Here is a 16,093-nt window from a genome sequence, read left to right as displayed (position 1 = left end):
CAAGTAAATTACTAGTTATGAAACGATCCTTGTTTCATAACTAGTAATTTATAGAAAGGTAGGGATGATAAAGAAGTCTATTAAAACGTGATTTTTTCGCTAGGAAATTTGAATAAGGGGCTACTTTTCATTATTCGTAATCTAACATAATCAAATTTTATTTTACAGTAACAATAAAATAAAATTATTGACCGCATGGTACAAAAAGGGTATTCTATTCATGTTATCTTTAAAATGAGAGGAGGATACGATTGAATAAACGCGGCAGACCTCGAGAGTTTGATTATTCCTCAATTGTAGATGTTGCAATGAAAACATTTTGGTTAAGAGGATATGAAGGGTGTTCTACACAAGATTTATGCAGTGACACAGGACTTGGAAAAGGAAGTTTATACAATACTTTCGGTAGTAAACATGAACTGTATAAACAAGTATTAGAACGCTACCATGAAATTGGGATTAGGGAACAAAGGAAATTGTTACATACTCCAATTCCAGTTAAAAAACGATTAAGTAATTTTTTTGAATGGGCATTGAAAGAAGACTTTGAGAATATGGATCAAAAAGGATGTTTATTGATTAATGCCAGTATAGAACGTGCTAAAAACGATTTAATGGTACAAGAAATTTTCTCGAAGCATGTTGAACTTCTTAAACAAGCTATTGAAACAGTGATGGAGGAAGGATTGCAAACAGGTGAAATTTCAAAGAAGCAATCAGCTGAGGAATTAGCTAGTCTGCTTTTAAGCAGTTATTACGGATTCCGTGTTCTTAATGTATCGATGCAAAATCGGATGTTGTCTGAACAAGTTATCAAAGGAACAATAGAGTCTATTTGTGGCGCTTAGTGCGCTCTTTTTTCGCACTATTTTTGTACCAATCATTACAATAATGAATAAGGAGTGTTTTTATGCCATCGATTATATATTTATTAGCTTTAGCAATCTTTTGTATGACTACATCAGAATTTATGGTTGCAGGTATGATGAATGAACTTGCTCTTGCATTCCAGGTTCCTGTATCATCTATTGGGTATTTAATTTCAGCTTATGCAGGAGCAATGGTAATAGGAGGCCCCATTTTAACTGCAATCCTCTTACAAATGCGCAGCAAACAAGCATTATTGTTTTTAATGTTCATATTTTTAATTGGTCAATCACTCGGAGCTATTGCTTGGAACTATGATATTATGATGATTTCACGTATTATAACTGGTATTGCTTCAGCTTCAGCTTTTGGAGTTGCGATTTCCTTTTCTGCGACATTAGTTCACTCTGATTCAAGGGGAAAAGCTGCATCAATTGTACTTGCAGGTTTAATGTTCGCAACTGTATTAGGTTTACCTATAACAACCGTTATTTCGCAATATTTTGGCTGGCGTATTAGTTTTGGGGCAGTTTCGGTTCTTGTGCTAGTATCAGGGATTATGATTCAACGGTTATTACCATCATCTTCAAATAAAGAGCAATTAAATTGGAAAGACGAACTTCTGCGATTTAAGAATATTCATCTTTGGGCAGCGTACGTAACAAGTATGTTCATTATTGGTGGTACGTTTGCAGCATTTAGTTATTTTACTCCGATATTTACAAATGTCACAGGCTTTTCAAGTGCAAGTATTCCATATTTACTTGCTCTCTATGGTAGTGCGACGGTAATTGGAAATATAATAATTGGCAAGTTTGCTGATAAATTTACAATGAAAATACTTATGGGTGGATTAATTATATTAATCATAGCGTTGTCTGTATTTGCTTTAAGTGCGGAGAATAAATACATTGCAGTTATGGCTACGATTTTTATTGGTTTAACTGGTGTAGCATTGAATCCAGCTATGGTTGCGAGGGTGATGAAAACAGCTAGTAATGGAATAATGATAAATACCGTTCATAGTTCTTTTATTACGCTAGGTATTGTTATTGGTTCGTCACTAGGTGGTCTTGGGATCAGTAAAGGATATGGTTTTGTATCTCCGCTATGGATTGGAGCTTGTTTAGCTATCCTTGGGGTAATTTCGTTATTCCCATATTTACATAAAGGAAAGGCAGATTAAGATGTTTAAAATTTCTTTTTCTTAAGTTGATGGGTATGTATGGTGATCTCTATTAGACAATAGTGAATGAACAATTTCTGGGTTCAGTTCAACTTTATTCAAAATAAGATTTTTTTACGGTAAAATCAATGTTAGTGGAACTTTTTTAATCAAACTTTTTTAATCAAACTTTTTTAAAAATTAACATAAATACTTGCAATATTTAAATTAGTACTATATAGTTCTAGTTATGACAAAGGTAAAATTAATGAATCAAAAACGTGTAATTGAAGTAGCTGCAACATTATTTTTAGAAAAAGGATTTGCTTATACAAGTATGGATGAATTAGTACGTGTAAGCAAAGTTTCAAAGTCTAATGTGTATTATCACTTTTCTAATAAGGAAGTATTATTAGAAGCGGTCGTTGATTATTGGATTGAAATGTATCAATCTGCAATTGATGACGTACTTTCTCAGAATCAATTTTTAGTTGAAGATCGTATCCAACTGTTTTTAAAGCAATTATCACAAGGAGTTCAGTCGAGAGAGTATAAGGGGAGCTGTCCATTTATTACTCTTTATATTCAAAGTCCTAAACAGGCCACGCAAATAAAAGAAAAAATAGGTCTTTTTTTTACAGGATTACAAAAGAAAGTTTCTCTATTACTTAAACAAGGGGTAGAGAATGGAGAATTCAGAAATACGATTCATATTGATGAGGTTGCATCACTTTTTATTACAAATCTTGAAGGAGCGTTATTTATTTCAGAAACATTGAAGGATGCAACTGTAATTACGAAAACAGCAGATCATTTTTTAAAATTGCTTCGATAAAAGAAGCATTTTTTTTACATTAAATTAGTACTGATTAGTACTAAAAGGGGGATTTTATATGAGAACAGTATTTTTAACTGGTGGAACAGGCTTTATTGGAAAGCAAGTAGTGAAAGAATTAGCCAAAGAGGATGTTAAAATTCTTCTTTTAGTAAGGTCGAAAAGTAAAGCAATACGCCTTTTTCAAGAAAGAGGCATCTTAAAAAAGGCAGTTATGCACTTTATTGAAGGTGATTTGACGAAAATAGATTTAGGTCTAAGTGCTGAAGATAAGGAGAGGGTATTGAAAACGGATGTGATTATTCACGCAGGAGGCCCCATGGATATTCAAGCGACAAGTAAAGAGGCAGCGTCCGTATTTTTAAATGGCGCCAAACACATTAGTGAATTAGCTAAAAGTATTCATCAATTGAAGGGCTTGCAACAATTTATTCATGTTGTAGGTTATATGAGTCCCTTTGATGATAAAAATAGCAAGATTGCAATTGATGTGTTTCAAGAAGGAAACAATTATTTGAAAATAAAAAATCCATATGAGAGAACAAAATTTTTAGCAGATCTTTATATCCGTCAGCACGCATCAGCAGTAGGTTATCCTCTTTCTGTAATTAATCCGCCAACTGTAGTCGGTAGTAGTAAAACAGGGAGTACAGAGCAGATAGCAGGATTAGGTTTGCTTGTGATGAGTATGCGAAGAGGGCTCATGCCAGTGATTCCTGGAGGTAAGGGATATAGGTTACCACTTATTTCAAACGATGAGCTTGCGAAGTTTATTGTGCAGGTTTTCAGATTGGAGCAACCGACTATTCAAACATATACACTTGTTGAAGACAAACAGCACGATCAGAACATTGCTGAATTATTAAGTATTATGTCGGAAAGTATGAATATGAGGGCACCAAAAATCTCTGTTCCAATGCCACTTATGAAAGCAATTATGAATAGTGGAGTAAGTAAAATAACAAAAATTCCTTCTGATGGACTGAATTTTATTACAAACCGAAAATTTTCAGATGTTTCAGCGAAAAAAATTATGGGAGGAGATTGGTTTAAGAAGACGAGTGTAATGAAATTTTTCCCTGCCGTAGTAGCTGATCTGGATTATCGAATGATGTATCAAAATGGCCAGCATAATCATGTATTTAAACGAACATTATGCGATAACAATACCCTTTACCAATTACAAGGAGAGGGTCAACCGTTTATATTATTACATGGTTTATTGAGTGATGGAGAGGATTTATTTCCTTTAGCACAAGAGCTTCATGAAAAAACTGGTCAACCTGTATGGATTTTGGATCTTCCAGGTTTGGGACGTTCTCCTTTTAAACGAGAGAAAAATCTTCTAGATATCTATTTGAATGTAGTGAAAAAGTTATTGGAGAAAGCTACGAATGGTGCACATCTAATTGGCCATTCATTCGGTGCGTTTATTCTTCTAGAAGCATTGGTACAAGAGTACATAGATAAGAAGTATGCAATCACTTTACTTCAGCCACCTGTTGCTAAAAAAAATGCTAAATCGCTAAATGTTCCTCAATTTATGAACAAATGGACATTAAAATTGGCAACTACTAATTTGATAGGGCGTTATTTATTAAGTAATGGTTTGTTTGAAAGTATGGAGAGTATCCCTGAACATTATATTGAAAAAATAAGTAACAGTTTTACTTCCCCTAGAATTTTAAATACTACGGTTCAGCTTAACAGTTTACTACTGAAAAACGATCAAGGTGATTTCAATGAAGTAACAAAGTATAATCTTCACATTATTTGGGGGGAGTATGACAGAGGCTATTCTGCTCCATCGCATCTTGGTAAGGTTGATTTTGTTCCATATGGCCATCATTTTCCTCTTAGCCATCCGAGTGAAACGGCAACATTAGTAATAAAAAATAGTAATACTAGCAGATGAGAGTGTGGGATAAATAAAAAGTGTGTAGTAAGATCGTTGTGTCTTTGAAATAAAATCGTACTGTTTGGGGTCCCGCCCCATGCCAATCAAGCTAAGAAAAGCAAATACCCCAAAACGAGAAAATGGGCATCTCCAGGTGAAAATGCGTAATTTTTTTTGTTTTAGGGGCATTATAAAGCCTTCAAGTTGATGGATGTGGGGTACCGCCACAATACTATCAATATAAGCAGTATACCCCGTTGTATCTGTACTGGATTTATCAAAAGAGGATGCTGAAATGATACCATTGCTTCTGGCTTGTATAGCAGAGGCATTTATTCATTTCAATCCAGATTCTTTTTTAGCTAAGGATGAATTTGATCTCTTATATTGGTGTAGAAAGAACTTCAAAGGATTTCATAGTATCTCTGATGATGGATTCTTACAGGATTTTAAGCAGGTATACGAATGTTATCAAGCATTGCAGAACGTTGGGAAACAAGAGAACAATATAAAAATAAATATGTAATAGCAAGGAGAAGAGCAACGCATGTATAATATACTTAAACGTCAATATAATTACTTTATCCGAGGAGTGATTCGGATTAACGAAGAAGTACAAAGGGAATTGGACCTATTGGCTCAAAAGATTCGTGAAACTGTGTCTTCTGTCCAAAAAATCATCCTTTTTGGCTCTCATGCATATGGCACACCAAATGAAGACAGTGAATTTGATCTCTGTATTGTTGTAGAAGGTGTAGGAGCAAGAAAAAGGGGAGTCATTAATCGTATCAATTGGGGTATTTACGATGTTATGGAAACACCAGTTGATTTTTTAGTGTATGGGCCAGAAGAGTTTCTAGAACGTGCTAGTCGTACCGTAACTATGGAACATAAGATTGCACTAAACGGTAGAACAGTCCCAAAAACTCATAACCTTTTAATGCTGCACAAATCGTGTCGGAAATTAGATGAGGAATCCTCATTGATTTTAGAACAGTGCGTGCAGCTAAATGGTTATGCTACAGATATTCGTTTATCCGTATTTTGAATCACTTACTGTTTAAGATAGATTAATGACTATACAACATGCTCAAAAAGTACTGAGTTTTTATAAAGAAAAGTTAAACATGCTAAATATGCATGAAATCGTAATCGATTAAACATAGAGGATATACATAAAAGAGAGTGCCTATAAAGGGACTCTCTTTTTCTATCTAAAAAAGAGGAGGAATGCTTCATAGTAGAATGAAATGATACTTTGCTATGGGGATAACAATATAATGATGGATAATTATCACACAATTGTTGTTTTGTAGGTACAGTGGCGGTACTTTTAATTAAAGCACAAGGAATCAATCACGATGCATTTCTTTTAGTACCTGTTCGCGAAGCAGAGGAATGCCTTCTTCTCGAAACCAAGCACCTACACGTGAAAAAGTAGAAATATGAGGCACAAATGATAAACCACAAAACTCATGAAAAAAAGGTTATCATACAATCCGTCCCTTCTGTAGATAGTTCAGGTTACTCTTATTCTTTCAGGAGAACGAATTTCTTTATGTATGTATTTTTGAATATTTGTGAGCTTTATAACACCATTTCTATACTTTAATATCTGAAAAATCTGTCACGAAATATTCCGAATTTTGAAGTTGCTAATTACATATGATTCCATTTATTATAATTATTGAGCCGGCTCCAAATAATGGAAGTTCTCTGTTATAGCAAAGTAATTTTCAATGTTTATCAACTTATTTTCATAAAGCTATTTTATATCAGAATCCACTTTCATTTTATTTTATATGAAAACAAAGCAACTATAAAAGAGGGGGATTTAAAAATGGAAAAAAAATCTTTTAAAATCCGTTCAGTTAATGACAATGAACAGCTTTGGACAAAGTTAGCTGATCAAATGGAAACACTTGAAAACAGGGATGAAATGAAATGCTTCAACTGCTCAATTTGTTGTGATAATTGCTGCTTTAATTGTTGCTTCCAAATCTAATTTATACTTACAGTAAATAAACACTTGAAATACTTATACCTTTTAATAAACTTAGTTACTAAATTCATTATTTTCTGTTCTTGCCTAGCAAGAACAGAAAATAATTATACAAGGGTGATTTGATGATTATTAACAAGTATCATTTACGATATCCTTTAAACGAGGAAGTTCTAATGATTAATACCTTAACTGGTGCTGTAGATTTTTTTTCTCATGACTTAATTAATTTTATCGATACATTGTCATATAGAGAATATAAAAATTTAACTAACGAAGAGAAAAATGCTACTAAAATTTTAATTGATAGAGGTTACGTATTTAAGAACACAGAGGATCGGGACCATAGACTATGGCAGGCTAAAAATATTGTAGACGCTGGAAATGAAATGCAGTATGTTATTTGCCCTACATATACATGTAACTTTCGTTGCCCATATTGTTTTGAAAGCCATAGCCTTCATGAGAAAATAACAGCTTTAACCGAAGAACAACTCCAAGCAGTTATGCAAGCCATAGACATCTTTCATAAAGAAAGTGGTTATAAAATCGGTATGATTAACCTTTTTGGAGGCGAACCACTCCTTCCTTTTACTAAAAAAATAGTCAAACAAATCTGTGAAGAAGCTGTTAAGCGTAACTTCAAAATTGGTTGCAATACAAATGGCTATCACCTTTCTTCTTTTGTAGAGATTTTCCAAAACTACCGTGATCGACTGAGTATTATGGTTACAGTTGATGGACCGAAGAATATTCATGATCAACGACGTATTATGACGGGAGGTCAAGGTACATTTGATCAAATTCAAAAAGGTATTTGTGATTCACTTAATCATGGCATTCGTACCATTGTAAGAGTCAATATAGACCAAACAAATATTGATTATGTTTCACTTCTTGTAGACTATTACAAAAAAAACAAGTTATTTGAAAATGAAAATTTCTCAATTTCTTTTTCACCTGTCACAGATCATACATGTAAAGGCTTAGGAGAAGATTTAATGAAGGGTTATGAAATTGTAAAAAAATTACAAAAAAATATTCCTGATTTTGAAAAATTAGAAAAACAAAAATCTCTTAACTTCGGAGCTGATATGTACCGTTTCTTTAAACCAATTATGCAGTTAGATTCAGAATTAAAAAATAAAATTGAAATGGTTGTTCCCAATATAGTCTATTGTGAATCTGCTGAAGGGAAACGAGTTGTATTTGGACCTGATAACCATATATATGCTTGTCCTGATTTAGTTGGAAGATCAGAGTTCAAAATCGGCGATTATTTCCCTAAATTCTCTCGCCAAGATTGGAAGTGGGAAAAGTGGAAACAATTCAATTCCTTTACCATTCCACAATGTAAATCTTGTGCCTCATCACCTATATGTGGAGGAGGGTGTGCTGCTGAAGCTCTTATAGTTCATGGGAACTTGAATCAACCAAACTGTCCACAAACAGATAAACAGGTTTTCGAATATTTAAAAACTATTAAAGAAGAGATTTCAATATAAGGAGAGGAACTAAGCTATGATAGCAAGTACCTATAATTCAACATATAAATTATCTGATGGAAATTACGTTCTAATCAATTCACTAAGTGGCGCACTCGATGTAATTAATACAGACATAAAAAAAGTATTAGATGATATTAAGCGTAATAAAAAATTAACTCTTTATCCTGAATTAGAAGAACTTCTCTCATTTTTAACAAAACGTGGCTATCTTTTTAATGACCGTGATGAAGAATTAAATAAACTTACTATTATTCGTGATCGGATGACTGAATCTTTAGCAAATAGTAATTCCGGAGTTACATTCAACGTATGCACAACATATATGTGTAACCTTAGATGTCCTTATTGTTACCAAGGTCATGAAATACATAAAATTTCACATGCTTTAACCCCTGCTGAAGTAGACAAAATGTTCCAAGCAGTTGATAACATTTTGTCTATGGAGAATGAACGTGGTCGATTTGAGAATGCAACCCACCGCATGATGTTATATGGTGGTGAACCATTGCTTCCAACAACTCGAAAGACAGTTGAACAAGTTGTTAAACGTGGAATAGAAGAATACGGTTTTCGTATGTACGCCATTACAAATGGTACATTCTTGCATGAATTCTTAGATTTTCTAGAGCCTTACAAAGAGAACTGGGATTATTTTCAAATCTCTATTGATGGACCGAAACATATTCATGATCAACGACGTATTACAGCTGGTGGCACAGGAACATTCGATCGAATTGCTGCTAATATTTCACTGGCATTAGAGCGTGGTTTCGCAGTAGGCTTACGTACTAATGTGAATAAAGATAATCTTGCATATGTAAAAGAATTAGCAACCTTTATCGAAGATCAACATTGGAATACTTATCCTAATTTTGGTTGGCAGGTATCTCCTGTTACTGATCATTACGGAGATAATCTACCAAATCACCTTCCAGAGCATGAATTACTCGCCGAAATTTATAATATTTTCGGAGATTTAGAAGAATTTATGGATAAATTTAACGCAAAACTGGGTACAGACCTTAACATTCGTACTTCTAGAATCCGTCAAGCCATACGAACTTTTGACTGGGAGAAGGTAAGTGAACTTGATTCCTGCTCTTCTGTCATGCATAGTTTACCTTATTTTAAAGAATGTAGTGCGAGAGAACAGCGTTTCTATGCATTTGGTGCAGAAGGTTTAATATACGCTTGTCCTGAGGCCGTAGGTAAGCCAGAAACTGCAGTGGGTTCCTTTTTTCCTGAATACAATTTAGATGCTGATAAGCATGCTATTTGGGATCAAGATATTACTGACTCCGAACAGTGTAGTAGTTGTAGTATCTCACTATTTTGTGGTGGAGGATGTGCTTATGCTAATTTAATGCGAAATGGTGCCATTAATAAACCTTACTGTAATGATTCACATCAAACCATTTCGACTTATATTAAGAAAAATGAAACTGCCTTTTTAGAACTAATTAAATAAAAAGATATAACTCCACAAATACCTTCACCATTGTGGGGTTACTTTCTCTTAAAGGATGTGATCAATTTGACAGCATCGCAAAATATCTTTCCAAAGTTAATTCCATACGAAGTTTATAATATGGATGTTTGGGAGGAGGGGCCTCGTTATTTAATAAAATTTGATAACGGATTACAATTAAAAGTCACTGAATCACTGAGAAATTTATTCAATTATATGGATGGAACCACATCCATAGGAGATATATGTACAATGGTACAAACGAATCACGATGGCAATATTACTATAAATGAGTTAACAGAACTGATAAATGAACATCTATTACCAAAAGGGGTTTTAGTTGGTTCTGAAAAAAAAGCATCTCATCACTCTGCAATTACATTTAGAATAGCAATATTCCACGCTTCTTACTTAAAAAAGGCATCCAAATATTTCGAATTCTTATTCTTTCGGGGCGTATTTGTTTTATTTAGTATTTTCTTCAGTATAAGTCTAATACATTATTTTTTTCAGGCTAATACTGAAAATATATCAAACACATTTGGATCCGTTTATAAATTTACTATTGCAATTTTGCTGCTATTATTTTCCATGATTATCCATGAACTTGGTCATATAGTTGCTGCTTATCGATATAAAATACAACCTAAAGACGTCGGAATGGGTCTTTATATGATGCGGCCTGTTTTATTTGTTGATTTAAGTGATACCTGGCGATTGCCTAGACGACAAAGAGTAGTTATTGACCTGGGCGGAATTTACTTTGAATTATGGATATTTATATTATTTGAGTTGTGTTATTTTATTTCAGGATTCCAGGAATTTTTTGTAGCAAATCAATTCATACTCATTACAGTTCTATATAACTTATATCCATTTTTACAATATGACGGTTTTTGGGTTCTTACTGACATTCTAGGAATTGCAAACTTGCATACTAGAACCTTCCAATTGGTGAAAAGTGGTCTCCTGGGATACTTTTTTTTCAAGCCTGATTATCGAAAGCAATTTAATGATACAATTAAGAGGATGAACAGGCACTATAAAATAGCATTTCTTACATATGCTAGTATATATTTTTGTTCAGTTATCACTGCTATCTGGTTCATTCTTCGATATACCATCTATTTATTCACATCGCTAGATTCGTTCACATGGGGAAATGCAAAAGGTGCCATTATTGTAATAATTATAGTTTTAATTAGAACAATAGTTGTCTTTACATTAAAATTTAAAAGGGCCGGGAGGGAAAAGGATGATAAACAAACAAACCATCCTTCAAGTAGAAAAAATCAAGAAAGCTTATGAAACCGAAGCAGGAACAATTCAAATTTTAAAAGGGCTTAGCACTAAATTTTATTCTGGAGAGATTGTTAGTATTATTGGTCCTAGTGGAAGCGGAAAATCCACACTACTTGGAATACTGGGATCATTGGATACCCCTACCGAAGGACGTATTATTATTGAACAACAAGATATTACCTCCATGTCAGAAGAAAAGCTAGCTGATTTCCGTGCAAAAAAGATTGGTTTTGTTTTTCAATCGTATAATTTAATCACAACAATGACCGCTCAAGAAAATGTTATGATGGCACTTATGTGCGCTGGAGTAAGAAGCCAAAAAGAAATGATAACAAAGTCTAGGGAAATGTTGGACCTTGTTGGGATGAAAGAACGATATCATCATTTACCAAGCCAGCTATCTGGAGGTCAACAACAGCGTGTAGCAATTGCTCGTGCATTAGTAAATAATCCAGCCATTGTTATTGCTGATGAACCAACTGGGAACTTAGATTCCAAAACAGGAAAAAATATTTTGGACTTAATTTTTCAACTACGTGACCAACTCCAGATGACGTTTATTATTGCTACACATGATACGCATGTGGCAAAACTTTCAGATCGTGTTTTAAAAATGGAAGATGGCCTCCTCGTTCAAGAAACCTTTAACGACCATACAAAATCTAGTGAGCAAGAAGGTGGCATAACACCATGCTACTAAAATCTGCACTACGTAGTTTAGCACGTAATCGTTTAAGAACTTTTTTTACTGTGTTCAGTATTTTAATAGGAGTAGCTAGTTTCTTTTCTATGTCTATGTTGGTAGAGCTGGTTCCGCGATCTATTCACGAATCCTCTAAAATTCTTTTAGGAGGGGATGTGTCAGTTCAATCCTATTTAAAACCGATGGATCGCGAAACTCTTATTTCTTCCATTCCTAAAGAAGAACAGAAAGCGCTCACAACTTCTTTATTAGGTCAAAGTATGGTCAAATCTGATCGGAAAACAACAAGTTTAATTGTAAAGGGAATTGAAACGAACCACTATCCTTTCTTTGGTGATAATCTGTTTCCTAATATTCGTACTTTACATAAAGATGAACTACTACTTTCCAAAAATACAGCTGACCGTTTGCAAGTCAAAGTAGGAGATAGAGTTGAGATTCCTAACCGTTCTACTGGGGCAATGACCTCTTATAAAATTAGTGGTTTAGTAGAAGGTGTCCAAGAATCCTATGGCGATGCTTCAATTTTTGGAACTGCCTATTTACATTTAGATCAAGCACAGCAGCTTTTAAATGTACCTGCAGGCACAATTAATGAAGCATTAATCTTATTAAATGAAAATGTTAATATCTCTTCTTTTAAAAAGAATATTCAAAAACAATTACCACAAAGTAGTGTAATAGATGTTCAGGATAAGGAGCTAGAGAAACAGAAAGATTTACGGATGTTGTTACCATTTCTTCAGCTTTTCAGTATATTAGCTCTTGGAATTGCCGCTATTACTACTTCTAATACAATGAAAGTCATTATTGCTTCACGTACGCATGATATCGCTGTTATGAAGTCCGTAGGAATGAAAACTAAATATATTATTCGATATTTTCTATTAGAAGCATTATGGCTAGCGATTCTCGGAACAGTTGGTGGGATTGTACTCGGCTTATTAGCTAGTGTTTGGCTGACGTCCTATCTAGCAGACGTGCTTTCACTACCGCTACATTGGGGAATTTCATGGTCCGTAATTTTTACAACAATTATTGTGGGATTAATTGTAACCTTCTTAGCTTCTTGGATACCAGTAAAAAGTGGAATGTGTGTATCACCACTTCAAATGTTACGTGATACTGAGAACACAAGTGTGAATTATGCTTTACCATTTAAAAAGAAATTTCAACTTTTTATATTTACTTGTGGCATTCTTTCTATTTATGTTTACAATATAGCTTTCACAACAAATACAAATGGCAACGCAGTCTTTAAGTGGTTTCTTGCTCTTTTACTTACAACTGCAGTTCTGTTATTTATTTTTACTTTTGTCCGATTTATAGGGTTTATATATTCTTTATTATTCAGATTAATTGGCGCCATGAAAAGCATAATGCCACAAAGCCTCTTTCTTGCTTTACACAACATGGCTACTACAAGTAAACGAAATGGTTTATTGGCAGTTACCTTAACTATTGGTGTTGTTTCTGTTGTCTCTAGTCATGTATTTGCAGACAATTTAATTGAGTCAGTTCAAGGTCAATTGGAAAGAGAGGCAATGGGAAATATCCTTATTACAAGTTCCATTCATGACGAAGGGAACGTTGAAAAGCAGCTACAATCTATTAAGGACATAAAAGGATCGAAAAAAGGTTATCAATTAGATGGAAGACTCCAAAATATTAACGGAGTGGACGCAGCATCTATATTCATGAAAAATATAAAAGATGATAAATTTTTTAGCTCAACTAAAATTTCAATAGAAGGGGTAGATACCTCTCTTAACTCTAGATCCTATATGATATCTGAAGGGCGTGATTTAGCTCTATCGGATGCAAAGGGGAAAAAAGCAATTCTTTTGGACAGCTATAAGAAATTAGGTGTAAAAGTCGGTGATACAGTTGACATTCAAATTGGAAATGAATTAGTAAACTGCGAAATTATAGGTTTCTTTAAATCTGGTGTAGTTAAAACCGTTGGCATCCGTATTCCAACTGAAACATTAGCTACATATGGGAAACCAAGCCGAATTACTTATTCCTTAGATAGTGATCCTAAAAAAACAAATACTATATTAACAGAATTAAATGAAAAACTTCCTGGTTCAGCAATGGCATATTCAATTGCCGCTACAGCAATCGATAGTCTTCAGTATATTATTCAAATGCAAAGTGCTTTCTTCTCAATTGTAGCGTTGTTCGCATTTTTAACAGCTGTTCTTACAATTGGAAATCAAGTTGTCATTCGCTTAATGCAACAGACACGAGATGTTGCTATTATGAAAACAGTTGGTATGTCTTCTAGTAATTTGATGAAGTCTATCTTATTAGAAAACACGATTATCTCCCTATCGGCTGGATTAGTTGGCGCTGGAATTGCCCTAGCCTTTTCAGGCATCACTTTACGCTTCTTATTCCAAATGCCGATGAAAATAGATATGACTTGGTCCATTTTAGGTATACTTTTATCTGTTATAACAACAATAATTGTTGTATGGATAGCAGCAAAACAATCATTATCGGCTAAACCTATACACCTTTTACAAAATAAATAAAGAAAGAAAAAAGTGTATTTTGATTATCTAGTCAAAATACGCTTTTTCTATTTTCTTTAAAACAACACATATCCTATGTTTATCAGGTTAAAATTAAAGAATACCCCAGAACGAAAATCTGGGGATCCCTCCCTCACATGCTTGTTCCCATTTAAAAACTGGATTAGATTAAACCTAGTTGATTTAAACGTGTTTCTTATCTCTTATCTTTCTAATTTATTGATTAATAAAATGTAGACTGATCATTAGGTTTTATATTATAAATAGTTTTTATTAAAATAAAGTATTAGACTCAATAGTAGCTATGTAATTATTATACAGTTAATAAGAACAATTCTGAGAAGATGTACGTAGTAATAAAATGGGAGAGGAATAATTTGAATCAAAATAAACCGATAGAAACAGAAGAAAAAATATCTATCATACAAAAAATGAAAAAATGGGCTAGAAACTAAAAAAAAACAACTTCTTGTACTTTATTTGGCATATCGAGATGAAAGAGTCCCTTGGTATGCTAAATTATTTACAATGCTTGTTGTTGCGTATGCTTTTAGTCCTATAGATTTAATCCCAGACTTCATTCCAATCTTGGGGTATCTTGATGATTTGATTCTTGTACCATTAGGTGTATACTTGGCATTAAAACTGATTCCTAAAGAAGTGTTGGAGGATTGTAAAAGAAAGGTAGAGGAAAGACAGATAACAAGCAAACCAAAGAATTGGATAACAGGCATTATTATCATTACTCTCTGGATTCTTGTCTTTGTATGGGCTGTAAAAATTGCAAACCTGATTATTTTCAGGATGAAAGAATAAAGAAAGCTACAGAGTATATACAGCTAGATATGGAGGTATTAATGAGCTCTCTCCAAACAGGACAAACATATGGAATATCCGATGCCTATGTAGGTATGACTGATAAAGTACTAACCCGTGTGATTTTTATAAATTAATATATGTATTATCTTATAAAAAAACTCAGCAGGATTTATTCTGATGAGTTTTTTGTTTATATAATTTATCAATAATTATTCTTTTTTCTCCGGCTGATAGGAAAGAATAACGACACCTGAACTGGTCGTTCTTGTTTCTATAAGTTTTAATGCTTTCGTATTGCTCTGGTCTTTAAAGAGACGCTTTCCGCTTCCTACGATAACGGGATTGACTATAAAGTGATATTCATCAATGAGGTCATGTTGCATTAATGTTTGTGTAAGATCACTGCTGCCATAGATTAAAAGGTTCTGACCGGGCTGTTCCTTCAGTTTCGATATTTCTTCTACAATATTACCCTTGATAAGATTTGCATTCCATTCGGTTTTTTCCAAAGTTGTTGAGGCAACAAATTTAGGCATGCTGTTCATTTTATCAGCAAAACCTTCTTCATCAGTCATAGAAGGCCAGGCAGCTGCGAAACCTTGATAGGTTACTCGCCCTAGTAGAAGAGCTTCACTTTCAAACAGTAAATTGGATTGAAACTTTGCCACTTCTTCATTGAAGTATGGAGCAGTCCAAGCTGGTTCCTCCATGACACCATCTAGTGAGAGGTACATCGATACAATTATCTGTCCCATTTTGTTCTCCTTTAGTTTTAAATTGAGATTTTTACATATTGGTAACACAATTATTAATTCTTGAGCTAGAGAAATTCTCCCTTTTTAATAGTTTCGACAAAATGTATTTATGTATGTTTTGGAATAATCTAATATATATTAATAACTTTGAAATATTGTATAACTTCTAATTTTTATGCATTATTGATTAGCATTGCTTATTGTGCTAACGAATCAGGATAGTGTGGCGACC

At 33.7% G+C, this 16,093-nt stretch carries 11 protein-coding genes and 5 pseudogenes; 14 read left to right on the top strand and 2 right to left on the bottom strand.

Features of this window, described 5'->3' with window-relative positions; translation table 11 throughout:
* Positions 1–251 precede the first annotated feature (251 nt).
* From EKQ63_RS16880 to EKQ63_RS30725, 7 genes and pseudogenes are all read left to right on the top strand, one after another.
* Positions 252–848: a TetR/AcrR family transcriptional regulator gene (locus EKQ63_RS16880; protein WP_087953168.1), complete on the top strand. Its 597-nt coding sequence runs from the start codon at positions 252–254 to the stop codon at positions 846–848.
* Between the two features lie 62 nt (positions 849–910).
* Positions 911–2,053, top strand: coding sequence for an MFS transporter (locus EKQ63_RS16875; protein ID WP_143881296.1), 1,143 nt, complete (start codon positions 911–913; stop codon positions 2,051–2,053).
* Between the two features lie 247 nt (positions 2,054–2,300).
* Positions 2,301–2,867, top strand: a complete 567-nt coding sequence (locus tag EKQ63_RS16870; RefSeq protein WP_001072309.1) for a TetR/AcrR family transcriptional regulator — start codon at positions 2,301–2,303, stop codon at positions 2,865–2,867.
* A gap of 58 nt (positions 2,868–2,925) precedes the next feature.
* On the top strand, positions 2,926–4,782 hold the full coding sequence (locus tag EKQ63_RS16865; protein ID WP_087953170.1) for an alpha/beta fold hydrolase: 1,857 nt from the start codon (positions 2,926–2,928) through the stop codon (positions 4,780–4,782).
* 194 nt (positions 4,783–4,976) lie between these two features.
* Positions 4,977–5,290 (top strand): annotated as a pseudogene (locus tag EKQ63_RS16860) (hypothetical protein); the annotation flags it as partial.
* 21 nt (positions 5,291–5,311) lie between these two features.
* Positions 5,312–5,683: pseudogene (locus tag EKQ63_RS30320) on the top strand (nucleotidyltransferase domain-containing protein); the annotation flags it as partial.
* Positions 5,660–5,924: pseudogene (locus EKQ63_RS30725) on the top strand (HEPN domain-containing protein); the annotation flags it as partial. The pseudogenes EKQ63_RS30320 and EKQ63_RS30725, both read left to right, overlap by 24 nt.
* 163 nt (positions 5,925–6,087) lie before the next feature.
* Here the strand turns inward: EKQ63_RS30725 and EKQ63_RS16845 are convergent.
* Positions 6,088–6,251: pseudogene (locus tag EKQ63_RS16845) on the bottom strand (ISNCY family transposase); the annotation flags it as partial.
* A gap of 691 nt (positions 6,252–6,942) precedes the next feature.
* Between EKQ63_RS16845 and EKQ63_RS16840 the strand changes: the two are divergent.
* The 7 genes and pseudogenes from EKQ63_RS16840 to EKQ63_RS16810 form a co-directional block, all read left to right on the top strand.
* Positions 6,943–8,271 (top strand): radical SAM/SPASM domain-containing protein, encoded by a 1,329-nt coding sequence (locus EKQ63_RS16840; protein WP_223290758.1) that lies wholly within the window; start codon positions 6,943–6,945, stop codon positions 8,269–8,271.
* Positions 8,272–8,287: 16 nt separating this feature from the next.
* Complete coding sequence (locus tag EKQ63_RS16835; protein ID WP_048555288.1) at positions 8,288–9,742, top strand: radical SAM/SPASM domain-containing protein; 1,455 nt, start codon at positions 8,288–8,290, stop codon at positions 9,740–9,742.
* Between the two features lie 66 nt (positions 9,743–9,808).
* The gene (locus tag EKQ63_RS16830) at positions 9,809–11,050 is read left to right on the top strand and encodes a zinc metalloprotease (RefSeq protein ID WP_016717946.1); all 1,242 of its coding nucleotides are present in this window, start codon (positions 9,809–9,811) and stop codon (positions 11,048–11,050) included.
* Positions 10,998–11,744, top strand: coding sequence for an ABC transporter ATP-binding protein (locus EKQ63_RS16825; protein ID WP_000608860.1), 747 nt, complete (start codon positions 10,998–11,000; stop codon positions 11,742–11,744). Before EKQ63_RS16830 ends, EKQ63_RS16825 begins: the two co-directional genes overlap by 53 nt.
* On the top strand, positions 11,735–14,287 hold the full coding sequence (locus EKQ63_RS16820) for an ABC transporter permease (protein WP_000925105.1): 2,553 nt from the start codon (positions 11,735–11,737) through the stop codon (positions 14,285–14,287). The genes EKQ63_RS16825 and EKQ63_RS16820 overlap by 10 nt, the downstream gene beginning before the upstream one ends.
* A 480-nt stretch (positions 14,288–14,767) precedes the next feature.
* Positions 14,768–15,103, top strand: a complete 336-nt coding sequence (locus tag EKQ63_RS16815) for a YkvA family protein (protein WP_048555286.1) — start codon at positions 14,768–14,770, stop codon at positions 15,101–15,103.
* Positions 15,064–15,228: pseudogene (locus EKQ63_RS16810) on the top strand (IS4 family transposase); the annotation flags it as partial. The gene EKQ63_RS16815 and the pseudogene EKQ63_RS16810, both read left to right, overlap by 40 nt.
* A gap of 87 nt (positions 15,229–15,315) precedes the next feature.
* On the opposite strand, the gene EKQ63_RS16805 reads toward EKQ63_RS16810, so the two are convergent.
* A complete protein-coding gene (locus EKQ63_RS16805) occupies positions 15,316–15,861 on the bottom strand; it encodes a dihydrofolate reductase family protein (protein ID WP_087953172.1) in 546 nt (181 codons plus the stop codon).
* Positions 15,862–16,093: the final 232 nt, after the last annotated feature.

Source organism: Bacillus sp. BD59S (genome assembly GCF_007363175.1).
GTDB lineage: Bacteria > Bacillota > Bacilli > Bacillales > Bacillaceae_G > Bacillus_A > Bacillus_A pacificus.
Note: the sequence above shows the minus strand (reverse complement) of the source record. Positions and strands in the feature narration are given on the sequence as shown.

Excerpts from the sequence above, each read along its gene's own strand:
- EKQ63_RS16805 (WP_087953172.1), bottom strand. The coding sequence starts at position 15,861 with ATGGGACAGATAATTGTATCGATGTACCTCTCACTAGATGGTGTCATG.
- EKQ63_RS16825 (WP_000608860.1), top strand. The coding sequence starts at position 10,998 with ATGATAAACAAACAAACCATCCTTCAAGTAGAAAAAATCAAGAAAGCT.
- EKQ63_RS16865 (WP_087953170.1), top strand. The coding sequence starts at position 2,926 with ATGAGAACAGTATTTTTAACTGGTGGAACAGGCTTTATTGGAAAGCAA.
- EKQ63_RS16870 (WP_001072309.1), top strand. The coding sequence starts at position 2,301 with ATGAATCAAAAACGTGTAATTGAAGTAGCTGCAACATTATTTTTAGAA.
- EKQ63_RS16875 (WP_143881296.1), top strand. The coding sequence starts at position 911 with ATGCCATCGATTATATATTTATTAGCTTTAGCAATCTTTTGTATGACT.
- EKQ63_RS16840 (WP_223290758.1), top strand. The coding sequence starts at position 6,943 with ATGATTAATACCTTAACTGGTGCTGTAGATTTTTTTTCTCATGACTTA.
- EKQ63_RS16820 (WP_000925105.1), top strand. The coding sequence starts at position 11,735 with ATGCTACTAAAATCTGCACTACGTAGTTTAGCACGTAATCGTTTAAGA.
- EKQ63_RS16835 (WP_048555288.1), top strand. The coding sequence starts at position 8,288 with ATGATAGCAAGTACCTATAATTCAACATATAAATTATCTGATGGAAAT.